Annotated in this window: 20 protein-coding genes; 12 read left to right on the top strand and 8 right to left on the bottom strand. The window is 48.7% G+C overall.

Annotation, left to right across the window (positions count from 1 at the left end):
* Nucleotides 1–49: 49 nt before the first annotated feature.
* From kduI to BQ7480_RS00345, 3 genes are all read right to left on the bottom strand, one after another.
* The gene (gene kduI / locus BQ7480_RS00355) at nucleotides 50–970 is read right to left on the bottom strand and encodes a 5-dehydro-4-deoxy-D-glucuronate isomerase (RefSeq protein ID WP_072541256.1); all 921 of its coding nucleotides are present in this window, start codon (nucleotides 968–970) and stop codon (nucleotides 50–52) included.
* 23 nt (nucleotides 971–993) lie between these two features.
* Nucleotides 994–2385 (bottom strand): PTS galactitol transporter subunit IIC, encoded by a 1392-nt coding sequence (locus tag BQ7480_RS00350; RefSeq protein ID WP_072541255.1) that lies wholly within the window; start codon nucleotides 2383–2385, stop codon nucleotides 994–996.
* A gap of 417 nt (nucleotides 2386–2802) precedes the next feature.
* Nucleotides 2803–3213, bottom strand: a complete 411-nt coding sequence (locus tag BQ7480_RS00345) for a hypothetical protein (RefSeq protein WP_072541254.1) — start codon at nucleotides 3211–3213, stop codon at nucleotides 2803–2805.
* A 125-nt stretch (nucleotides 3214–3338) separates the two neighbouring features.
* Between BQ7480_RS00345 and topA the strand changes: the two genes are divergently transcribed.
* The 8 genes from topA (at nucleotide 3339) to BQ7480_RS00305 (ending at nucleotide 11059) form a co-directional block, all read left to right on the top strand.
* Nucleotides 3339–5669 (top strand): type I DNA topoisomerase, encoded by a 2331-nt coding sequence (gene topA, locus BQ7480_RS00340; protein WP_072541253.1) that lies wholly within the window; start codon nucleotides 3339–3341, stop codon nucleotides 5667–5669.
* Complete coding sequence (locus BQ7480_RS00335; RefSeq protein ID WP_072541252.1) at nucleotides 5669–6193, top strand: shikimate kinase; 525 nt, start codon at nucleotides 5669–5671, stop codon at nucleotides 6191–6193. Before topA ends, BQ7480_RS00335 begins: the two co-directional genes overlap by 1 nt.
* Before the next feature lie 31 nt (nucleotides 6194–6224).
* Nucleotides 6225–8117: a biosynthetic arginine decarboxylase gene (speA, locus tag BQ7480_RS00330; protein WP_072541251.1), complete on the top strand. Its 1893-nt coding sequence runs from the start codon at nucleotides 6225–6227 to the stop codon at nucleotides 8115–8117.
* A 16-nt stretch (nucleotides 8118–8133) separates the two neighbouring features.
* Nucleotides 8134–8907, top strand: a complete 774-nt coding sequence (gene argB, locus BQ7480_RS00325) for an acetylglutamate kinase (RefSeq protein ID WP_072541250.1) — start codon at nucleotides 8134–8136, stop codon at nucleotides 8905–8907.
* A 64-nt stretch (nucleotides 8908–8971) separates the two neighbouring features.
* Nucleotides 8972–9481, top strand: coding sequence for an RNA polymerase sigma factor (locus tag BQ7480_RS00320; RefSeq protein WP_072541249.1), 510 nt, complete (start codon nucleotides 8972–8974; stop codon nucleotides 9479–9481).
* A complete protein-coding gene (locus BQ7480_RS00315) occupies nucleotides 9471–9947 on the top strand; it encodes a hypothetical protein (protein ID WP_072541248.1) in 477 nt (158 codons plus the stop codon). The genes BQ7480_RS00320 and BQ7480_RS00315 overlap by 11 nt, the downstream gene beginning before the upstream one ends.
* 234 nt (nucleotides 9948–10181) lie before the next feature.
* Nucleotides 10182–10460: a LysO family transporter gene (locus tag BQ7480_RS00310; protein ID WP_072541247.1), complete on the top strand. Its 279-nt coding sequence runs from the start codon at nucleotides 10182–10184 to the stop codon at nucleotides 10458–10460.
* On the top strand, nucleotides 10457–11059 hold the full coding sequence (locus BQ7480_RS00305) for a LysO family transporter (RefSeq protein WP_072541246.1): 603 nt from the start codon (nucleotides 10457–10459) through the stop codon (nucleotides 11057–11059). The genes BQ7480_RS00310 and BQ7480_RS00305 overlap by 4 nt, the downstream gene beginning before the upstream one ends.
* Nucleotides 11060–11153: 94 nt before the next feature.
* Here the strand turns inward: BQ7480_RS00305 and BQ7480_RS00300 are convergent, their stop codons facing one another.
* Together BQ7480_RS00300 and BQ7480_RS00295 are read right to left on the bottom strand one after the other, a co-directional pair.
* Complete coding sequence (locus tag BQ7480_RS00300; RefSeq protein WP_072541245.1) at nucleotides 11154–13619, bottom strand: bifunctional UDP-N-acetylmuramoyl-tripeptide:D-alanyl-D-alanine ligase/alanine racemase; 2466 nt, start codon at nucleotides 13617–13619, stop codon at nucleotides 11154–11156.
* Entirely contained in the window at nucleotides 13595–14581 is a 987-nt protein-coding gene (locus BQ7480_RS00295; protein ID WP_072541244.1) for a GSCFA domain-containing protein, read from the bottom strand. Before BQ7480_RS00295 ends, BQ7480_RS00300 begins: the two co-directional genes overlap by 25 nt.
* A gap of 84 nt (nucleotides 14582–14665) precedes the next feature.
* Between BQ7480_RS00295 and dxs the strand changes: the two genes are divergently transcribed.
* The 3 genes from dxs (at nucleotide 14666) to BQ7480_RS00280 (ending at nucleotide 19365) form a co-directional block, all read left to right on the top strand.
* On the top strand, nucleotides 14666–16573 hold the full coding sequence (gene dxs / locus BQ7480_RS00290; RefSeq protein ID WP_072541243.1) for a 1-deoxy-D-xylulose-5-phosphate synthase: 1908 nt from the start codon (nucleotides 14666–14668) through the stop codon (nucleotides 16571–16573).
* Complete coding sequence (trkA, locus tag BQ7480_RS00285; RefSeq protein WP_072541242.1) at nucleotides 16570–17907, top strand: Trk system potassium transporter TrkA; 1338 nt, start codon at nucleotides 16570–16572, stop codon at nucleotides 17905–17907. Before dxs ends, trkA begins: the two co-directional genes overlap by 4 nt.
* A 66-nt stretch (nucleotides 17908–17973) precedes the next feature.
* Nucleotides 17974–19365 carry a FimB/Mfa2 family fimbrial subunit gene (locus tag BQ7480_RS00280; RefSeq protein WP_139255670.1) on the top strand — a complete coding sequence of 464 codons (1392 nt, stop codon included), beginning with the start codon at nucleotides 17974–17976 and terminating at the stop codon, nucleotides 19363–19365.
* A gap of 59 nt (nucleotides 19366–19424) precedes the next feature.
* Here BQ7480_RS00280 and BQ7480_RS00275 read toward each other — a convergent pair whose 3' ends face one another.
* The gene (locus tag BQ7480_RS00275) at nucleotides 19425–20006 is read right to left on the bottom strand and encodes a DUF3109 family protein (RefSeq protein ID WP_072541240.1); all 582 of its coding nucleotides are present in this window, start codon (nucleotides 20004–20006) and stop codon (nucleotides 19425–19427) included.
* Nucleotides 20007–20169: 163 nt separating this feature from the next.
* Between BQ7480_RS00275 and BQ7480_RS00270 the strand changes: the two genes are divergently transcribed.
* Nucleotides 20170–20772, top strand: a complete 603-nt coding sequence (locus tag BQ7480_RS00270; protein ID WP_072541239.1) for a ribonuclease HII — start codon at nucleotides 20170–20172, stop codon at nucleotides 20770–20772.
* 72 nt (nucleotides 20773–20844) lie between these two features.
* On the opposite strand, the gene BQ7480_RS00265 is transcribed toward BQ7480_RS00270, so the two are convergent.
* Nucleotides 20845–21066, bottom strand: coding sequence for an immunity 17 family protein (locus BQ7480_RS00265; protein ID WP_072541238.1), 222 nt, complete (start codon nucleotides 21064–21066; stop codon nucleotides 20845–20847).
* Nucleotides 21067–21068: 2 nt separating this feature from the next.
* On the bottom strand, nucleotides 21069–21497 hold the full coding sequence (gene tsaE, locus BQ7480_RS00260; protein WP_072541237.1) for a tRNA (adenosine(37)-N6)-threonylcarbamoyltransferase complex ATPase subunit type 1 TsaE: 429 nt from the start codon (nucleotides 21495–21497) through the stop codon (nucleotides 21069–21071).
* Between the last annotated feature and the right edge of the window lie 46 nt (nucleotides 21498–21543).

Genomic DNA, 21543 nt, shown 5'->3' with positions numbered 1-21543 from the left:
AGTCTGTGGAATCTGGCATGATTTTCTTCCGGTCAGGAAGAGGGGTGTGTTATCTCATTTCTGTGTATTTGATTTTGTCCATGTCGCCATAGTCCAGGTTTTCACCGGCCATACCCCAGATGAACATATAGTTGCTGGTTCCGGCAGCTGCATGGATAGACCATTCCGGTGACATGATGGCCTGTTCGTTGGCCAGCCATACCAGGCGTTCTTCCTGCGGTTGTCCCATCAGGTGGCAAATCATGTTGCCTTCCGGTACGTTGAAGTAGAAGTAAGCTTCGATGCGGCGGCTGTGCGTGTGGGCCGGCATGGTGTTCCATACACTACCCGGTTTCAGTTCCGTCAGGCCCATTTGCAGCTGGCAAGGACCTTCTTCCAGCACGTTTTTCACAATCAGCTGGTTGATGACGCGGTCGTTGCTTTCTTCCATCTTGCCGGCAGCAAAAGAATTTGCTTTCAGTGAACCTTTGCGCCCGTCGATGGTAACCCACTGTGTCTTGTATTCTTTGTGGGCGATGGCAGAGTTGATGTAGAATTTGGCCGGCTTGCTGGCATCCTTGCTTTTGAAAGTCACTTTCTGTTTGCCTCGGCCTACGTAAAGAGCCTCCTTGAATTTCAGCTCATATTCTTTTCCGTCTACTGTAACGATACCGTCACCCCCAATGTTGATGACACCCAGTTCGCGGTTGAACAGGAAGTAAGGAGCTTTCAGCGGGTCGATGGTCTCCAGAGTCAGTTCCTTGCTGACCGGCATCGCTCCTCCGAAGATGAAACGGTCGTACATGGAGTAAGTTACGTTGATTTCATCGGCTACCAGCACTTTTTCCATCATGAAGCTGCTGCGCAGTCTTTGTGTATCGTATGTTTTTACGTCTTGCGGGTTGCAGGCAGTCTGCATCCGGTAGTTTACCTGGGCGTTAGCCGAAAGAGCTGCCACACCCAGCATCATAGCCATTGCTAATTTTTTCATAAGCGTTTGTTTTATGATTGGTTTTATTCTTCAATGTGTTTTGCTTCTTTAATAATACGGCGGCGGTTGTAGACAGCCATGGCCAAGGTCACAATGACCAGTATGGCCGAACCTACTATCTTGAAGTGATAGACCGCATGGAAAATGAGCCATGAGAAGAGGCTCGAAGCGAAGTCGAGAGCTCCTCCCTGGAATCCGTTCGGAATCTGTACGGCTGTATCGTGTGTTCTGATGAACACATCCTGAGCAGCCTGTGTGAAGAAGGGAGCCAGGTCGGTCACGAAATACAGGCCAACAATCAGCGCCACCAGCCCGATGAGGAAGGTCTTCAGGACATTTCCTTTGGTGATGGGCAGTACGGCCGGGAACAGGTAGAACATGCCGGCCAGTGAAGCCAGCGGCAGGAACTGGTTGCCGGGCAGTATCACAGACAAGAATAAGGTGACCGGAATGAGCAGCAGGGAAACCACCAGTGTGGTAGGATGGCCGATGACCAGTGCCGGACTCATACCGATATTCAGGCTGGCACTGTTCTTGAACTTGCGGGCAATCAGTTCGCGGGTAGCATCGGATATCGGGCGCAGCCCCTCAATGAATAGAGAGGTGATACGCGGGATAAGTTCCATGACGGCTCCCATCTTGATTCCCAGTCCGAGGATGGCAGGAATGCCGTCCACCAGTTCATCTGTGTTCTTGCAGGCCAAGGCCCCGATGACACAGCCTACGATGACCCCTAGAAACAAAGGGTCTCCCATGATGCCGAATTTCCGTTTCATTCCCTCTGCATCGATATTCAGCTTGTCGAATCCCGGAATTTTGTCCAATACCTTGTTGATGACCAGTGCGAAAGGCACGAATCCCTGACAGAAAGGCTGTGGAATGGAAATACCATCCATCTTTTCGTAGTAAGATTGAAATTGTTTGCAAGTCAGGTCGGCCATGATCAGGGTGATGATGTAGCAGATGATAGCCGAGAAGAATCCCCACCAGATGTTTTCCGTAGCAAAGTAAACCACCGCACCGATAAAGGCAAAGTGCCAGTAGTTCCATAAGTCGATATTGACCGTCTTGGTGGTTTTGGTCAATAGCATGATGATGTTTACACCCAGACACACCGGAATGATGAAGGCACCTACGGAGGTGTTGTAAGCCACGGAGGCGGCAGCAGGCCATCCCATGTCAAAAATGCCCAGGCTCAGTCCGTAAATCTCCGTTACTTTTTTCAGCGGTTCCCCCAAGCTGCTGGTCAAAAGGGCCGTTACTACGGAAAGCCCCACAAATCCTACTCCGACCAGCAGGCCGCTTTTCAGTGCCTTGCCGAATTTGATGCCAATACACACTCCTAGAATGGTAAACAGAATAGGCATCATCACGGCTGCCCCGAGCCCGATGATGTAACTAAAAACTTGTTCCATGTTTTTTCTTTTATTCTCTCTATTATATGGATTTTAGGTTAAAAATATCTGATTGCGTGTCAAAAATACAGCCTTTTATTCTAATATCCAATTAGAAAGACCTTATTTTCGAAACTTTGCTCATTTAATAACATTTTTTTCGTTTACGCACACGGACGTGTTTTCTCAAAGAATCTGTAGACAATTTGTTTCAATTTGAAGAAGGGGCTGCCGGGCGGGGAGGAGAAGGGAGAAATAAAGGGGGCAGAAAGGATAAAGATGGAATGTGAAGAAAATAAAAAGGGAATGAGGGCGTCTTTTCTTTGTTCCGCACTGCGGGATTTGTATTTCACAGTGTGAGATATGTATCCCACACTGTGGTTTTTGTATCCCACAGTGTGGGACAGAGAATTCGGGCTGAAATCTGAGAAAATTCTTTTATTCGTTTTCTGTTTCCTGAATGAAGGTTTTTCCGTTTTTCTTTTGAATCTGTACCTGGCTTCCTTCCGCATTCAGGTTGAAGGGAGTCACTTCATCGGTACGGTTGTCTACCACCATCAGGGTACTCTCTTCGGCAAAACGTTTCACCTGGAATTTGACGGAACTGTTTCCAAGGGTGGAGTTAAACAGCAGGCTGTCATTGATATAGACCGAAAGGCTGTCTCCGCTGAAGGAATTGGCTATCTCTATGGCATAAAGACCTTCGAAGGTTTTGTCCTTTTCGTTTCCTTTGGACTGGCCTCGGAAACCCAGGTACAGAAAGAGACATACGATAAAAAACACGCCGAAGGCCAGGATTCCGTTGCCTATCATGAATTGCTTGTTGCTGTTGATACTTTTGTTGTTCATAAATTATGGTAATTAAATGCGATATTCCCTTGCAAAGTAAGTTATTTTCAGTTTGTTTATCGTGTAGGTTATAATTTTTTTTTTACATTTGTCCCGAAAAATATAAAAACGGAATACAGAATATCATGCAAAATAACCTGGTCATAGTGGAGTCTCCGGCAAAAGCTAAGACAATCGAAAAGTTTTTGGGGGAGGGCTATAAAGTATTGTCAAGTTACGGGCATATCCGCGACCTGAAACAGAAAGCGTTCAGTATTGACATAAAAAATCATTTCAAGCCGATTTACGAGATACCGGAAGACAAGAAGAAGCTGGTGTCCGAATTGAAGGAAGAGGCAGCAAAGGCCGATATGGTATGGCTCGCATCCGATGAGGACCGGGAAGGAGAGGCTATCTCCTGGCACTTGTTTGAGGTGTTGAAGCTGGATCCGAAGAAGACACGACGAATTGTATTCCATGAAATTACGAAGACAGCTATCCTGAAGGCGATAGAACATCCTCGGGACATCAATATTGATTTGGTCAATGCACAGCAGGCACGCCGTGTGCTCGACCGTATTGTGGGTTTTGAATTGTCGCCCGTGTTGTGGCGGAAAATCAAGCCGGCCCTTTCTGCCGGCCGTGTGCAGTCGGTGGCTGTGCGTTTGATTGTGGAACGCGAACGTGAAATCAATGCATTTACCAGTGAGGCTTCGTATAAAGTGGTCGCTACGTTCAAGGATGCGGAAGGTGCCAATATCCGTGCGACGCTCGGACGCCGCTTCAAGACGAAGGAAGAAGCGCGGAAGTTCCTTGAAAAGTGCCAGAATGCGGATTTCACCATCAAAGATATTACGACGCGTCCGGTGAAGAAATCGCCGGCACCGCCTTTCACCACTTCCACGCTCCAGCAGGAAGCGGCCCGCAAGCTGGGTTATACGGTGGCACAGACCATGATGCTGGCGCAGCGCCTGTATGAAAGTGGATTGATTACCTATATGCGTACCGACTCGGTGAACCTTTCCGAACTGGCATTGGCTACGAGTCACGATACGATTCTTTCCTTGATGGGCGAACGCTACGTGCACACACGCCAGTATGCCACCAAGACAAAGGGGGCTCAGGAGGCACACGAAGCCATCCGTCCGACGTATATGTCGAATGAGTCGATTGACGGCACTTCGCAGGAAGTACGCTTGTATGAATTGATTTGGAAGCGTACGCTGGCTTCACAGATGGCCGATGCGGAACTGGAGAAGACTACGGCTACCATTGGCATCAGTGGCTGCGAGGATGAGTTCCAGGCAGTGGGCGAGGTGATTACATTCGATGGTTTCCTGAAAGTGTATAAGGAGTCATTCGATGAAGAAACAGAACAGGAGGACACGGCCGGACTGCCGAAGATGGAGGTAGGCGAAAACCTGCAACGCGAGGAAATCGCGGCCGTACAGCGTTTCAGTCAGGCTCCGGCACGCTATACGGAAGCCAGCCTGGTGCGTAAACTCGAAGAGCTGGGTATCGGTCGCCCGTCTACGTATGCGCCGACCATTTCCACCATCCAACAGCGAGGTTATGTGGAAAAAGGCAATAAGGAAGGTGTAAAGCGTGAATATTTCCTGTTGAAACTGACAGGAAAAGGCATAGATGAAACGGTTCAGACGGAAATGAGCGGAAGCGAGAAGTCCAAGCTGATACCGACCGATGTAGGTTGTGTGGTCAATGACTTCCTGATGCAGTATTTCCCGAAGATTATGGACTATAACTTTACGGCCAGCGTGGAAAAAGAATTTGATGAAGTGGCCGAAGGTGAAAAGAAGTGGACCGACCTGATGGAAGTGTTCTATGAGAATTTCCATCCGTTGGTGGAAACCACCTTGGCCACGAAGACCGAACACAAGGTGGGTGAACGTATGCTGGGTACGGACCCGAAGACAGGAAAGCCTGTTTCTGTAAAAATCGGACGTTTCGGTCCGGTCGTACAGATTGGTTCGTCCGACGATGAGGAAAAGCCGAAATTCGCCCAGCTGAATAAGGAACATTCGCTGGAAACCATTACCCTGGAAGAGGCACTCGACCTGTTCAAACTGCCTCGGGTGTTGGGAGAACTCGACGGACAGGCCGTTTCGGTCGGTGTGGGACGCTTTGGACCGTATGTGCGTCACGGCAATGAATTCGTTTCCATCCCGAAGGACAAAGACCCTATGACGGTCACTTTTGAGGAGGCGGAGCTGATGCTGAAAGAAAAGAAAGAACAGGAGGCCCAGAAAATCATCAAGCAGTTCCCGGACAATCCGGATATGCAGATATTGAACGGGCGTTACGGTCCTTACATTGCTTATCAAAAGAAAAACTATAAGATTCCGAACAACGTGAATCCGGTCGATTTGAATCTGGAAGCCTGCTTCAAGGTCATTGAACTGCAGAACCAGAAAGCCGAGATGCGTAAGGTGAAAGGAGCAAAAGCAAAGAAGAAGTAATGAAAAGGGTGTTCTTGATTGGCTATATGGGTTCGGGTAAAACCACACTGGGAAAAGCTTACAGTGCGGCAACCGGACTGCAGTTTGTCGATTTGGACTGGTATATCGAGGAGCGCATGCACAAATCCATCTCCGATTTGTTTGCGGAGCGGGGGGAAGAAGGATTCCGGCTGCTGGAACAGCGGATGCTTCATGAAGCCGGTGAGTTCGAAGACGTATTGATTGCGTGCGGGGGAGGGACACCTTGCTTTTTCGACAACATGGATTATATGAATCATACAGGTGAAACAGTATTTCTGGATGTATCTCCGGAGGTACTGTTCCGTCGTTTAAAGATAGCAAAGGCCAAACGTCCGTTGTTGGCGAACAAAACGGACGAGGAACTGATGCAGGTCATTACTTCGGCATTGGAAAAGCGGCTGCCCTACTATACGAAGGCAAAGTGGCGTTTCAATGCGGAAGAACTTGAAAGTTATGCACAGATTGACAGGGCGGTAAACCGCTTGAAAAACTTGATAAATTAAAGAAGTATAAATCTAGACTTTATGTAGTGAAATGAGAAAATGGCGTATTGAAGACTCTGAAGAGCTCTACAACATCACGGGGTGGGGCGTTTCATACTTTGGTATCAATGACAAAGGTCATGTGGTAGTAACTCCACGCAAAGACGGGGTAGCTGTCGATTTGAAGGAGCTGGTAGACGAATTGCAGCTGAGAGACGTGACGGCTCCCATGCTGGTCCGCTTCCCGGACATCCTGGACAACCGGATTGAAAAAATATCCAATTGTTTTCATCAGGCTTCTGAAGAATATGGCTATCAGGCCGAGAATTTCATCATTTATCCGATTAAGGTAAACCAGATGAGGCCGGTGGTGGAGGAGATTATCAGTCATGGAAAAAAGTTTAATCTGGGACTGGAAGCCGGTTCGAAACCGGAACTTCACGCAGTGATTGCCATTAACACGGATTCTGATTCGCTGATTATCTGTAACGGCTATAAGGACGAGAGTTACATTGAACTGGCCTTGCTGGCACAGAAGATGGGTAAGCGGATTTTTCTGGTGGTGGAAAAACTGAATGAGCTGCGGCTGATTGCCAAGATGGCCAAGCAGCTGAACGTGCGCCCCAATATCGGTATCCGGATTAAACTGGCCTCTTCCGGTAGCGGAAAGTGGGAAGAAAGTGGAGGCGACGCCAGCAAGTTCGGATTGACTTCCAGTGAATTGCTGGAGGCACTCGATTTCTTGGAAAAGAAGGACTTGCAGGATTGTCTGAAACTGATTCATTTCCATATCGGCAGTCAGGTGACCAAAATACGCCGTATCAAGACAGCTTTGCGTGAGGCTTCTCAGTTCTATGTGCAGTTGCATCAGTTGGGCTTCCCGGTGGAGTTTGTAGACATCGGTGGCGGACTGGGCGTGGACTACGATGGAACTCGCTCTTCCAACAGTGAAAGCAGTGTGAACTATTCCATTCAGGAATATGTGAACGATTCCATCTCCATCATGGTCGATGCCAGCAACAAGAACAACATTCCGCATCCGAACATCATTACGGAAAGCGGACGCTCGCTCACGGCTCATCACTCGGTCTTGATTTTTGAGGTGCTGGAAACTGCTTCTCTGCCTTCCATGGACGAGGATTTCGTGGTAAGCAAGGACGACCATGAACTGGTGCAGGAACTGTATCAGATTTGGGACAACCTGAACCAGAGCCGGATGCTGGAAGCCTGGCACGATGCGCAGCAGATTCGTGAGGAATCGCTCGACCTGTTCAGTCATGGTATCGTGGATTTGAAGACACGGGCACAGATTGAACGGATGTACTGGTCGGTGACGCGTGAAATCAACCAGATTGCTTCGGGCCTGAAGCATGCGCCGGATGAATTCCGCAACTTGGACAAACTGCTGGCCGACAAGTATTTCTGTAACTTCTCTCTGTTCCAGTCGCTGCCGGATTCCTGGGCCATCGACCAGATTTTCCCGATTATGCCGATTCAGCGCCTGGACGAGCGTCCCGACCGCACGGCTACGCTGCAGGACATCACGTGCGACTCGGACGGGAAGATTGCCAATTTTGTGACCAGCCGGAACGTGGCCCACGATTTGCCGGTACATACCATCAAGGCGAAGGAGTCTTATTATATCGGTGTGTTCCTGGTAGGAGCTTATCAGGAAATCCTGGGTGACATGCACAATCTGTTCGGGGATACGAATGCCGTACATGTGAGTGTGGACGACAAGGGTTACAGCATCGATCAGGTAATTGACGGGGAAACGGTGGCCGAGGTGCTCGACTACGTGCAGTATAACCCGAAGAAACTGGTACGTACACTGGAAACTTGGGTCACCAAGTCGGTGAAGGAAGGACGTATTTCCTTGGAAGAAGGAAAGGAATTCCTGGCCAACTACCGTTCCGGCCTGTATGGCTATACTTACTTGGAGTAAAATAAGAAGATAAGATATGAAAGAGAAACTGACAGTCATAAAGGTAGGGGGAAAGATTGTAGAAGAGCCTGATACATTGAATCAGCTGTTGGACGATTTTTCTTCCATGCCCGGTTATAAGGTGCTGGTACACGGTGGAGGCCGTTCGGCTACCCGTATCGCCGCCCAACTGGGTATTGAGAGCCGGATGGTGAACGGTCGCCGTATTACCGATGCCGACACTTTGAAAGTGGTGACCATGGTCTACGGGGGCTTGGTCAACAAGAATATCGTGGCCGGTTTGCAGGCAAGAGGCGTGAATGCCGTCGGATTGACGGGAGCCGATATGAACGTCATCCGTTCCGTGAAGCGTCCGGTAAAGGATATTGACTATGGTTATGTGGGCGACGTGGAAAAGGTGGACGGAGCGGCTTTGACCGAACTGATTCACCGTCAGATTGTGCCTGTCATGGCACCGCTGACGCACGACGGTCAGGGTAACCTGCTGAACACAAATGCTGACACCATTGCCGGAGAAACGGCAAAGGCCCTGGCTGAGTATTTTGAGGTGACACTGGTCTATTGTTTTGAAAAGAAGGGCGTGCTGCGCGACGAGAATGACGATGACAGCGTGATTCCGGTACTGACCCCCGACTTGTTCAAGCGTTATGTGGACGAGGGCGTCATACAAGGAGGCATGATTCCCAAGCTGGAAAATTCTTTTTCGGCCTTGGATGCCGGAGTGTCGCAGGTCGTAATCACCTTAGCATCAGCCATTCACAAAGACTCGGGAACCATTATCAGAAAATAATTGAAAAAAATCGACGGGTGGGTGTAACTTTTAGGTAACTCACCCGTCATTATTATAGAAAGCAATGCAAGAAATCAGTTTTCGTGACGATATCCTACCGCTGAAGGACAAGCTTTTCAGACTGGCCCTGCGCATCACGTTCAATCGGGCTGAGGCGGAAGACATTGTTCAGGATGCACTGATTAAAGTGTGGAGCAAACGCGAGGAATGGGCGCAACTGGAATCCATCGAAGCCTACTGTCTGACGGTTGTCCGCAATCTGGCCATCGACCGGAGCCAGAAAAAAGAGGCACAGAACCTGGAGCTGACACCTGAGACGCAGGAAATGCCGGATGCATTGACTCCTGAAAGCCAAATGGAACGGGATGAACAGTTCCGGCTGGTGCACAGGCTGATAAACGAACTTCCCGAGAAGCAACGAACCATCGTACAGCTCAGGGATATTGAAGGTAAGAGTTATAAAGAAATTGCGGATGTGCTGGGGGTGACAGAAGAGCAAGTGAAAGTGAACCTTTTCCGCGCTCGCCAACGCATCAAATTAAAATACAGTGAAATAAACGATTATGGACTATAAGTACATTGAACAACTTCTGGAACGCTACTGGAACTGTGAAACTTCCGTGGAGGAAGAACAGATTCTCCGGATTTTCTTTCAGCAGAAAGAACTTCCCGCCCATTTGCGCCGTTACCGTTCTTTGTTTACTTACCAGGAAGCTGCGGGCGAAATGAAGCTGGGTGAAGATTTTGACAAGCGCGTGCTGGCAGAAATTGAACGTCCGGTGGTAAAGGCCAGACGGTTGACGCTTTATACGCGTTTTATGCCGTTGTTTAAGGCTGCAGCCATGATGATTTTGCTTTTCACTCTTGGGGGTGTGGTAAAGCATGCAGGTGAGGGCGATGCTTCAGGTATCGTATATGTACATGATCAGTTCGAGAATCGCCAGGCAGACCCACAGGTGGCTTATGAGGCCGATTCGGTGAGGACACTGATGAAAGAAACTTCTCCCAAGCCCAGGCTGGAGGAGAACAGTAACAGATAGAACATTTTCATTTGCTTTTATATAAATATAGTTAGTGCTTATTAGAACTTAAAACAACAATGAGGCTGTGAAGTTTCAATTCTCTCAAAATTAATCTACTAACTAGATAAAAAAGGATTACCGCGTGAGCAGTAATCCTTTTTTGTTTGAAGTCTTTCATAACCGTCTTTGGGGAGGGGGAAGAAGTAGACTTTTTTCGTTATTTTTGCAGCAGATTTTGAATAAGGTTACTACATGTTTACAGTAATAGGTGTCATGTTCGGTGGAATAGCGATAGGCTTTCTGTTTCGTCGTCAGAGACTTTCCTGGATTGGGAAGGTGATTACCGTATTGATTTGGGTGCTTTTGTTCCTGCTTGGGGTGGAGGTAGGCGGAAATCGCCGGATTGTGGAAGGCTTGGTCACGCTAGGAGGAGAAGCTTTTTTCATTGCACTGGCTTGCGTGTTGGGCAGCTGTGCTTTGGCTTGGGTATTGTGGCATTGGCTGTATAAAGGGAAGAGGGGAAAGGTATGAAAGGGAGTTTGATTATTATAGGCTTTTTCGTGCTGGGCACCCTGTGTGGGGCGTTCCATTGGCTGCCTTTTGACGTGGGTGAGACGAATGTCAGTTTTTATGCTTTGTGCGGATTGATGTTCAGTGTGGGATTGAGCATCGGGAATGACCCGCAGACTTTGAGAAACTTTCGTGCTTTGAATCCGAGGCTGGTGTTTCTCCCCATAGCCACGATTCTGGGTACGTTGACTGCCGCGGCCTTGGTGAGTGTCCTGCTACCCCATCGGAGTATGGCCGATTGTATGGCGGTAGGTTCGGGCATGGGCTATTATTCGTTATCCAGTATTTTTATCACTGAGTATAAGGGACCGGAACTGGGTACAGTGGCTTTGTTGTCGAATATTTTCCGGGAGATTATGACGCTGTTGGGGGCTCCTTTGCTAGTGCGTTGGTTTGGTAACTTGGCACCTATCTCCTCGGGAGGAGCTACCACCATGGATACCACGTTGCCCATCATTACCCGTTGTTCCGGGCAACAGTTTGTGATTGTGTCCATCTTTCATGGTTTTGTGACCGACTTCAGCGTGCCGTTTCTGGTCACTTTCTTTTGTTCTTTCTAAGAGATATCTGTTATATAGATAAAAATACAGCCTCTGGCATTGAATTATCTTTTCATGCCAGAGGCTGTATTTGTTTATCTGTGTAATTGACGAATCAGTCTTGATAGTACACTCTTTTTACACGATTGGAAACGCTTGTCAGGATTTCATACGGAATGGTATCGAGGATATCCGACAGGACAGTGACTGGAAGGTCATCACCGAAGATGATGGCTTTGTCGCCTTCTTTGCAGTCGATGTCGGTCACGTCAATCATGCACACGTCCATACAGATGTTTCCTACATAAGGCGCTTTTTGTCCGTTTACCAGACAGTAGCCATGTCCGTTACCCAAATGTCGGTTCAGTCCGTCCGCATATCCGATAGGAATGGCAGCGATACGGGAATCGCGAGTGAGAACTCCCTTCCGGCTGTAGCCTACGGTGTCGTCAGCAGGTACATCGTGAATCTGCAGGATGGTGGTTTTTAAAGTTGTGACGTTATGCAGCATCTTGTTGGTAAACGGGTCGATGCCGTAGAGTCCGATTCCCAGACGTACCATGTCAAACTGTGCTCCCGGGTAGCGTTCGATGCCCGCCGTGTTGCAGATGTGACGGATAATCTTGTGCTTGAAACCTTGCTGAAGTTCGCTTGAGGCAGCTTCAAAGGTTTCTATCTGATGGCGGGTAAAGGCATCGAAACGTTCTGCGTCACTACCAACCAGGTGAGAGAATACGGAACGGGGAATGACCGCACTCTGCTTTTGCAGGCGTTGTACCAGTTGAGGCATTTCTTCCGGAGCGAATCCCAGGCGGTGCATGCCCGTATCAATCTTGATGTGAATCGGGAAGTTGCTCACTCCTTCGCGTTCGGCAGCTTTAATCAGTTCTTCCAATAAATGGAAACTGTACACTTCCGGTTCCAGGCGATAATCAAACATGGTCTTGAAGGCCGTGATTTCCGGGTTCATAATGAGAATGGAACTGTTGATTCCCGCTTTTCGTAAATCGGCTCCTTCATCGGCTACGGCCACGGCCAGATAGTCCACCCGTTGGTCTTCCAACGTTTTTGCAATCTCAAAAGAACCGGCTCCATAGGCTGAGGCTTTTACCATGCAGACCATCTTGACTCCCGGTTTCAGCTTGTTCCGGTAATGGTTCAAATTGTCGACCAGTGCATTCAGGTTGATTTCGAGGATGGTTTCGTGCACCTTCAATTCGAGTGCGTCGGTAATCTCATCGAAATGGAATACGCGGGCCCCTTTTATCAGAATGTCTTCGTTGTGCAATTGGTGAAGCAGGCCTGAGTTCAAAAGTTCTGCGGTGTTGGGAAAGAAATCCTTTTGGATTTCAAACCGGTTGGCTGCTGCGGAGATTTCTTCGCCCACTCCGATGATATGGTCTACTTTCCGGCTGTGTACGAGGTCGGCCACCTGTCTGTAGAGCAGTTTGCTGGTTTGTCCACTTTCCAGCATGTCCGACAGAATCAGTGTGCGTTTGCGGTTCTTGTCCTCCGAGCGTCTCATCATAAAGTCCAGTGCGATATCGAGAGAGGCAAAATCCGAATTGTAACTGTCATTAATCAGTGTACAGCCGTTTTTTCCTTCCTTCACTTCCAGACGCATGGCAATGGGTTCCAGGTGGAGCATACGTTCTGCAATGGTTTCAGGTGGTACCATCAGGTAAAGGGCTACAGCCAGGCAGTTGAGTGAGTTTTCGATGGAAGCATCGTCAATAAACGGAATCCGGTATTCCTTGAAGAATCCTAGATAACGGTATTTGATGGTGGTTCCGGTTTCATCTTTCAGTATCTTTTCGATAAAGAGCGGGCGTTCGGAATCTTTGGTCGACCAGGCGATTTCACGGGCCGTGAACAAAGATTTGGTGACACAGCTGGCAATAAGTTCATTGTCGCCATTGTAGACAATCACGTCACAGTCTTTAAAGAGTTGGAGCTTCTCCATGCATTTGTCTTGCAGAGAAGAGAAATTTTCCTGATGGGCTCCCCCGATGTTGGTCAGGATACCGATGGTAGGCTGGATGATGGGGCGCAGGGCTTCCATTTCGCCCATTTCGGAGATACCGGCTTCAAAGATACCCAGCTCGGTATGCTCATTCATGAGCCATACGGAGAGGGGCACACCGATTTGGGAGTTATAGCTTCTTGGAGAGCGGGTGATGACGCGATCCGGGCTGAGCAGCTGGTACAACCACTCTTTGACAACGGTTTTTCCGTTACTTCCCGTGATGCCGATGACTGGCACCTGAAACTGTTCCCGATGTTTGGAGGCCAGCCGTTGCAAGGCCTTCAGCGGGTTGGGGACAATCAGAAAATTGGCATCCTGATAGGAGGAAGCTGTTTCGGGTATTTCGTTCACGACAAAGTTGCGTACCCCTTTCTGGTAAAGGTCCGGGATATATTTATGTCCGTCGTTACGTTTTGTTTTCAAGGCAAAAAACAGAGTTTCTTCCGGGAAACACAATGACCGGCTGTCTGTTAAAATCCAGTCGATGGTAGCGGGCGTGTTTCCTCTGCGTTCAGCCCCCAGGATGGAGGTTATTTCTTCAATTGTGCTTGACATAACTTTATTTCCTTTTGAACATCTAAGTACGGTAATTTTTCTTTTAACTCCTCTATCTTTAACAGTATTTGACTTAAAAAGGTTTGGTAGGCTTCCGTTTCGGGATTGAAAGGCCTATGGGCCAGTCCGCGCCGTATCTTCTCCCATTCTTTCAGGAAGGAGAGGGTGGAGGAGGTGAAGTAGGTATTGCTGAAACATTCCCAGATGTATTGGATGGCGAGTGCAGACGGGTGCATCATGTCGTCAGCATAGAAGCGATAGTCCCGCAGTTCGTCCATCATGATTTCATACGAAGGGAAGTAATGGCAGAAATCGAGTTCCTGGCAAATCTTGTCGGCGGCCAGCAGCAGATTGGCTTTGCTGAGCTGGTTTCCGTGCAGGCCGTCTTTCAGGTGCCGTATGGGACTTACCGTAAACAGGCACTGTAGCTGCGGGCGGAGTGTTTTTATCTGGCGGAGCAGGGGAAGATAGGCTTCGACAATCTCATCGGTACCGATTCTCTTCCGTTCGAAGAGACGAGCCGGCAGCTTATGGCAATTTCCCACAATTTTTCCGTTCTCTTTCCAGGTATAGACGAATGAGGACCCCCAGGTAATGAGAATCCAGTCGGCTTGCCGCAGGTTCTCATGTCCTTTACGGATGCGTTCGTTGATTTTTTCCAGGCATTCCTCCATGGAAGAAGAAGAGAAACTGCTGTGGTGCATCAGGCTGTACCATGTGTCTGCGGTGTGTTGCAGGTCTTTTTCCTCGTAGAGGGTTCCGTCCCACAGGCACTGCATGGAAGAGATAATCGACAGGGGGTTGTACAACACGCCGAAAGGATTCACGTCGCAGGTGAATTTGTTTTCCGTCAATAAGTTGCCGATGTGTTCGGAGAAACAGGAGCCCCATATCATCAATTTGTCAGCATGATGCAGTTTCGGCCCGTTCACGGGCAGTTCAACTTTAGTCCTAAATTCCATAATCAGAGAAATTTTACTGCAAATGTAAATACATTCACTATATTTGTGCTATTTTTGTACGATTAAAGTTAATGAAGAACAAGGATGGAACAGACAACTTCATACGATTTGTTGAATAAGATAGATAGCCCTGAGGATTTACGGAAACTTTCTGTCGAAGCGTTGCCGGAGGTCTGTGATCAATTGCGGAATAAAATTATAGATGAATTATCTTGCAACCCGGGACATTTTGCTTCCAGTCTGGGGGTTGTGGAACTGACGGTAGCCCTTCATTATGTGTATCAGACCCCTTACGACCGTATTGTCTGGGATGTAGGCCATCAGGCTTACGGACATAAAATCTTGACGGGGCGTCGCGACCGTTTTTATACGAATCGTAAGTTGAACGGGATTTGTCCTTTCCCTTCTCCTGCGGAAAGCGAATACGACACGTTCACGTGCGGACATGCGTCCAATTCCATCTCTGCTGCGTTAGGAATGGCTGTGGCGGCTGCCCGCAAAGGAGAAGATAACCGTCATGTGGTCGCGGTCATCGGCGACGGTTCCATGAGTGGCGGACTGGCCTTCGAAGGTTTGAACAATGCTTCCTCCACTCCCAATAACCTGTTGATTATTCTGAACGACAACAACATGGCCATCGACCGTAGTGTGGGCGGCATGAAGCAGTATTTGATGAACTTGCATACCTCCGAAGGGTATAACCGGCTACGAAACGCCTTATCCCGTAAACTTTACCGTTTGGGAATCCTGAACGATGAACGGCGCAAGAGTCTCATACGCTTCAATAACAGCCTGAAATCCATGCTGATGCAGCAGCAGAATATTTTCGAGGGGCTGAATATCCGTTATTTCGGTCCGGTGGACGGGCACGACGTAACCGCACTGACAAGGGTATTGAAAGAAATAAAGGATATGAAGGGGCCTAAACTTCTGCACATTCATACCCGTAAGGGAAAAGGCTTCAAGCCGGCGGAAGAAGCGGCTACAGTATGGCATGCACCGGGCATCTTCGACAAGGAAACAGGAGAACGTATCGTGACGGACACGACCGGGATGCCTCCTTTGTTTCAAGAAGTGTTTGGAAATACGTTGCTGGAACTGGCCCGCAAGAACGATAGAATTGTGGGGGTGACGCCGGCTATGCCGTCGGGCTGCTCCATGAACATCATGATGAAGGAGATGCCCGACAGGGTGTTTGATGTAGGTATTGCGGAAGGCCATGCCGTGACTTTTTCAGGAGGAATGGCCAAGGAAGGTTTGCTTCCGTTCTGTAACGTGTATTCTTCTTTTATGCAGCGTGCATACGATAATATTATTCACGATGTAGCCATCCAGAAACTGAATGTGGTACTCTGCCTGGACCGAGCCGGTCTGGTGGGGGAAGACGGTCCTACCCATCACGGGGCTTTCGATATGGCTTATTTGCGCCCTATCCCAAATCTGGTCATCGCTTCTCCTTATAACGAGCATGAATTGCGCCGATTGATGTACACCGCTCAGTTGCCGGATAAAGGACCCTTTGTCATCCGTTATCCTCGTGGCCGCGGCGTGCTGACCGACTGGGAATGTCCGTTGGAAGCCATAGAGATTGGAACGGGGCGAAAGTTGAAAGAGGGTACCGATTTGGCTGTCATTACCATCGGGCCAATTGGCAACAAGGCTGCTGCTGCAATTGCCCGGGCCGAAAAAGAACTTGGCTGCAGCATTGCCCACTACGATTTGCGTTTCCTGAAACCGCTGGACGAAGCCTTGCTGCACGAAGTGGGGCAGAAGTTCACGCGCATACTGACCGTAGAAGACGGGGTGCGTAATGGCGGTATGGGCAGTGCCATACTGGAGTTTATGAACGACCATGGCTATTATCCTCGGGTGACACGTCTGGGCTTGCCCGACCGCTTTGTGCAGCATGGTCCCGTGAATGACCTGTATGCCATTTGTGGCATTGATGAGGAAAGTATATTGAACACAATTACTCAGATTATCAAGATATGAAAATTATTATAGCAGGTGCAGGTGCCGTAGGTACCCATTTGGCCAAACTGCTTTCCGGTGAAAAACAGGATATTATCCTGATGGATGAAGACGAAAGCAAGCTGAGTGCCATGGGAAGCAACCTGGACCTTATGACCGTGAATCTGTCGCCCACGTCGATTAACGGGCTGAAAGAGGCCGGAGTGTCTGGAGCCGATTTGTTTATCGGGGTTATGCCCGACGAAAGCCGTAACATGACGGCTTGTATGCTGGCGACCAGTCTGGGGGCAAAGAAAACTGTGGCTCGTATCGACAATTATGAATATCTGTTGCCCAAGCACAAGGAGTTTTTTGCCAAGCTGGGAGTACATTCCCTGATTTATCCGGAGATGCTGGCTGCCCGCGATATCGTGGATGCCATCAAGATGAGCTGGATTCGGCAGTGGTGGGAATTCGCTGGAGGGGTACTGGTACTTCTGGGAACCAAGATGCGTGAACAGGCGGAGATTCTGAATGTGCCTTTGCACGAGCTGGGAGGAAGAAACATTCCGTTCCATATCGTGGCCATCAAGCGTGGTAACGAAACCATCATTCCACGGGGTGATGATGTCATCAAGCTGAACGACATCGTGTACTTTACGACTACCAAGAAATATATCCCTTATATCCGTAAAATCTCCGGAAAAGAAAATGAAGCCGATGTGCGGAATGTGATGATTATGGGTGGAAGCCGTATTGCTGTACGTACCGTACAGTATATGCCGGAGTATATGAAAGCGAAAATTATTGAGAGCAACATAGCCCGTTGCAACCGCCTGACGGAACTGGTGGACGATGGAGTGATGGTGATTAACGGAGATGGACGGGATATCCAACTTCTGCTGGAGGAAGGTATCAAAAATACGGAAGCGTTTGTGGCACTGACCGGCAACTCCGAAACCAATATTCTGGCATGTCTGGCCGCCAAGCGGATGGGAGTGACCAAGACCGTGGCGGAAGTGGAGAATGTGGATTATATCAGTATGGCCGAAAGCCTGGATATCGGAACGGTCATCAATAAGAAATTCATTGCCGCCAGCCATATCTATCAGATGATGCTCGATGCCGATGTGTCGAATGTGAAATGTCTGACTTTTGCCAACGCCGATGTGGCCGAATTTACCGTTAAGCCGGGGGCAAAGATAACCAAGCAGCCGGTGAAGGACTTGGGACTTCCCAAAGGAGCCACCATCGGTGGATTGATTCGGAATGGAGAAGGTATTCTGGTGACCGGTAATACCATGATTCAGGAAAACGATCATGTGGTGGTTTTCTGCCTTGGAATGATGATTAAGAAGCTGGAAAAATATTTTTAATTGCAATTTTTAAGCCGAAAAGGTGGACGGATGCGTCTGGATGCGTTGTTCTAAATAAAAAACATTATGGAACTACGTATTCAGACGCATTTATTTTTCGCCTTGTGGGCTTGTATGCTTTTTTTGTGGGGGTGTGGTACTTATCAGGTAGACGATGATACGGAAGCAACAGAATCTCCCGGACCCTATACAATGGATGTGGCCTTGTCTAATGCAACGCTTTTCACGTCCCTTTATCCTTTGCAGCTCTATCTGTTCGATTCGAAGGGGGCGATTGTCTGGAATGAAGAGGTACAGGCGCAGACGGAATGGCCTGTCTTGTCCCAGCCGACAGGGGAGTATGTGCTGACGGTCATTTCCGGACTCTCGTCGGAAGACTATCTTCCTCCGATGAGCTTAAACGCCAAGCAGCTGTTGACTTTCTCACAAGGAAACTGTGCAGATACGCCGTTGGTGATAGGAAAAAATGTCGTGAAACTGAAGAACGACGTAAAGATATCCATGAACTTGTCGTACGCGGTCGCAGCGTTGTATTTGTCATTTGGCGGTGTGCCCGACGACGCTATCGCAGTAGAGGCACGCATCTCGCCGGTAAGTTCCGGAATAACTTTAGAGGGGAATTGGAACAATGACGGGCAGTTTGCCTCTGTGCCGTGCCAAAAAGTAAGAGGCATCTGGAAAGCAGGGCCTGTCTATGTCTTCCCGTCAGAAAGCAGTCAGACCCATCTCTCGTTAAACGTCAAGACCGCCTCCGGAGAAACGGTATATGGTTATTTCTTCAGCTATCCGCTGGAGGCTGGAAAACCGTATAGGTTTGTCAGCACGGGGGATGGCGAAGTCTCATTGGAGGGAAACGGGCAGATAGAGGGCTGGACACCCGAAGTTTCTGAGGAATTTCCTTTCGAGAACATGACCCCTGAGGAGGATTGGGAGCACCCGAAACCGGATGTCCCGGATGGAGATGGAAACTCAGGGGGAGAGGAAGAGGAGAACGGAGGAAATCACAATGAAACCGATAATGATACGGATGTGATGGTGGCGGAGGTCCTTCCGGAGTCGGAAACCATCTGGGGACCATTCTTTGTGTGGAAGGTAGAGCCTCTGTCTTCCGGCGAAGTGGAAGCCACGCTGGTTTCTCCCCGTCAATGGCTGTTAAAGAAAGCGGAAGCTCTTTCCGTTTGCGAGGCGTATGAAGTGGATGGAATCTCGGGGTGGAGGACATTTACAACGGCAGAGGCCAAAGCCTTTCGCGACCAGTATGATGATACCATTGAGAGCTTGAACGAGATGTTGCAGGAGAATGGGGTGGATACCTTCAATAAGTACGACTGCCGTTATCTGTGCAATGATTTTAATTCCACTTTCTGTTTCTATAATACCAAGATTCTCGATTCCGGTGAAACGGTAGACTATGCTTTGCGTCTGGTAAAGAAAGTACGGGTGGAAAAGGCCAAATGAAACATAAAAAAATCCCGCCATCGGACGACTAATCCGAGTGGCGGGAAAAAAGACCTATATTAAATCAAGTGTTGGGTTTCTAGTTCTTTGGCTACGTTCTCCACTTCCAGATACCATTCTTCTCCGAATTTTCGGATGAGCGGTTCTTTCAGGAACTTGTAGATGGGCAGGTTTTCTTTTTTTCCGAGCAATACCGCGGCTTTACACACATCCCAGCGATGATAGTTCAGGGCTTTATACGGACCGTAGTCACTGACCCGGATGGGGTAGAGATGACAGGAAATCGGTTTGTAGAAACTGCATTTCCCTTCGCGGAATGCTTTTTCAATGGCACAGTAGCAAAAACCTTTTTCATCGTAGCAAGTGAATACGCAGTCTTTCCCGTTGACGATGGAAGTAACCAAATCGCCGTCCTGGTCGGTATAGACCACTCCTTGACGTTTGATGACGGCTTGTGCCTCCGGTGAAAGGTCATCCCATATAACGGGAAGCACCTCTTCCAGCTTTTCCACCTCCTCCAGTTCCACGGGAGCTCCTGCATCTCCTTCGATGCAGCATTCTCCTTTGCAGGCGTTCAGGTCGCACAGGAATTTTTCCCGGAAAATGTCGAGACTTACTATTACGTCGTCAATCTGTACCATGTTTTCACTGTTTTGCAGTGCAAAGATACGAATCTTCTTGTAATACTCATTATATATCCGGCGGAAAATCGGTGGATAACCTTGGGATAACTTCTGCTTTCCGGAGGTGGTGGGCTGGAAAAAATGTGCTACCTTTGCAGTCCGAAAAAAGAAAGAGGTGGATATGTTGTTGCCCTATTTGCATAAAGAGTTGGTGGAGGCCGGATGTGATGAGGCCGGACGAGGTTGTCTGGCCGGAGCGGTCTATGCGGCAGCTGTGATTCTTCCTCCCGGCTTTCGGAATGAACTGCTCAACGATTCCAAGAAGCTGACGGAGAAACAACGCTATGAGTTGCGTACGGTCATCGAGCAGGAAGCCACGGCGTGGGCCGTTGGAGTGGTATCGCCGGAAGAGATTGATAAAATCAACATCCTGAATGCTTCTTTCCTGGCCATGCACAGGGCTGTTGCACAGTTGAAGGTGGTTCCCCAGCACCTGCTGATTGACGGTAACCGCTTCAATCCTTATCCGGACATTCCGCATACTACCATCGTAAAAGGAGACGGGAAATACCTGTCCATTGCGGCAGCTTCCATTTTGGCAAAAACCTACCGTGACGATTACATGAACCGTCTGCATGAAGAATATCCCATGTATGACTGGAAGAGCAACAAGGGCTATCCCACCAAGAAACACCGTGCCGCCATTGCCGCTTACGGCACTTCCCCCTATCATCGCATGAGCTTCAATCTGCTGGGCGACGGCCAGCTTTCCTTCGATTTTTAAGGTGTGGAAAACAGCACAGCCTGTTAATAACCCGTCGAAGTTATTAACAAGCTGTTGAAAACTCTGTTTGTTTTACACCGTTCCCTGGATGGACAAGAAGAAAAAGATTCCTGTGCCCACCATCAGAATACCAATCAAGGCATAGAACCAGCGGGCTTGTTTCCGTCCTACGTTTCTCACAACAAATTGTGTGTTTTTGGCCGTGAAAAACCAGTTCCAGTTGCAGATGGCCGCCAGCAGGGACAGGAGTCCCACCAGGACGAACAAGGCCTGTATGAAATAGTGTACTTCCATTTTTAATTGTTATTCTCGTCGAAACGTACCGTGCGGGTACCGTCTTCGTTCTCGTCGATGTGTACGCTGACCGCATCGCCCGGAAGCAGTTCCTCAATCAGTTCCGGCCATTCGATGAAGCAGAGTGCGCCGCTGTAGAAATAGTCTTCATATCCCATGTCGTACACTTCTTCCAGTTTTTTGATACGGTAGAAGTCGAAGTGATAAATCAGTTCTCCGTTTTCATCCGAACGGTATTCGTTGACAATGGCGAATGTCGGTGAGTTAATGACATCCGTCACGCCCAGTTCTTCGCATACGGCTTTGATAAAGGTTGTCTTTCCTGCCCCCATTTTTCCATAGAAGGCAAAAACCGTGTTGTCACCCATGGCTGCGATAAATTTCTTGGCAGCTTCGTGGATGTTTTCCAGTGAATCAATTTTTATTTCCATATACTGTGATTTTAACTTGAATGCTTATGTTACAAAATTAGGATAA

Origin of the sequence: Bacteroides mediterraneensis (genome assembly GCF_900128455.1) — a bacterium.
Taxonomy (GTDB): domain Bacteria; phylum Bacteroidota; class Bacteroidia; order Bacteroidales; family Bacteroidaceae; genus Phocaeicola; species Phocaeicola mediterraneensis.
The sequence above is the reverse complement of the archived record's forward strand: the minus strand, read 5'-3'. Positions and strand labels throughout refer to the sequence as shown.

Coding starts and splice junctions, on each gene's coding strand:
- kduI (WP_072541256.1), bottom strand. CDS start 970: ATGAAAAAATTAGCAATGGCTATGATGCTGGGTGTGGCAGCTCTTTCG.
- BQ7480_RS00350 (WP_072541255.1), bottom strand. CDS start 2,385: ATGGAACAAGTTTTTAGTTACATCATCGGGCTCGGGGCAGCCGTGATG.
- BQ7480_RS00345 (WP_072541254.1), bottom strand. CDS start 3,213: ATGAACAACAAAAGTATCAACAGCAACAAGCAATTCATGATAGGCAAC.
- topA (WP_072541253.1), top strand. CDS start 3,339: ATGCAAAATAACCTGGTCATAGTGGAGTCTCCGGCAAAAGCTAAGACA.
- BQ7480_RS00335 (WP_072541252.1), top strand. CDS start 5,669: ATGAAAAGGGTGTTCTTGATTGGCTATATGGGTTCGGGTAAAACCACA.
- speA (WP_072541251.1), top strand. CDS start 6,225: ATGAGAAAATGGCGTATTGAAGACTCTGAAGAGCTCTACAACATCACG.
- argB (WP_072541250.1), top strand. CDS start 8,134: ATGAAAGAGAAACTGACAGTCATAAAGGTAGGGGGAAAGATTGTAGAA.
- BQ7480_RS00320 (WP_072541249.1), top strand. CDS start 8,972: ATGCAAGAAATCAGTTTTCGTGACGATATCCTACCGCTGAAGGACAAG.
- BQ7480_RS00315 (WP_072541248.1), top strand. CDS start 9,471: ATGGACTATAAGTACATTGAACAACTTCTGGAACGCTACTGGAACTGT.
- BQ7480_RS00310 (WP_072541247.1), top strand. CDS start 10,182: ATGTTTACAGTAATAGGTGTCATGTTCGGTGGAATAGCGATAGGCTTT.
- BQ7480_RS00305 (WP_072541246.1), top strand. CDS start 10,457: ATGAAAGGGAGTTTGATTATTATAGGCTTTTTCGTGCTGGGCACCCTG.
- BQ7480_RS00300 (WP_072541245.1), bottom strand. CDS start 13,619: ATGTCAAGCACAATTGAAGAAATAACCTCCATCCTGGGGGCTGAACGC.
- BQ7480_RS00295 (WP_072541244.1), bottom strand. CDS start 14,581: ATGGAATTTAGGACTAAAGTTGAACTGCCCGTGAACGGGCCGAAACTG.
- dxs (WP_072541243.1), top strand. CDS start 14,666: ATGGAACAGACAACTTCATACGATTTGTTGAATAAGATAGATAGCCCT.
- trkA (WP_072541242.1), top strand. CDS start 16,570: ATGAAAATTATTATAGCAGGTGCAGGTGCCGTAGGTACCCATTTGGCC.
- BQ7480_RS00280 (WP_139255670.1), top strand. CDS start 17,974: ATGGAACTACGTATTCAGACGCATTTATTTTTCGCCTTGTGGGCTTGT.
- BQ7480_RS00275 (WP_072541240.1), bottom strand. CDS start 20,006: ATGGTACAGATTGACGACGTAATAGTAAGTCTCGACATTTTCCGGGAA.
- BQ7480_RS00270 (WP_072541239.1), top strand. CDS start 20,170: ATGTTGTTGCCCTATTTGCATAAAGAGTTGGTGGAGGCCGGATGTGAT.
- BQ7480_RS00265 (WP_072541238.1), bottom strand. CDS start 21,066: ATGGAAGTACACTATTTCATACAGGCCTTGTTCGTCCTGGTGGGACTC.
- tsaE (WP_072541237.1), bottom strand. CDS start 21,497: ATGGAAATAAAAATTGATTCACTGGAAAACATCCACGAAGCTGCCAAG.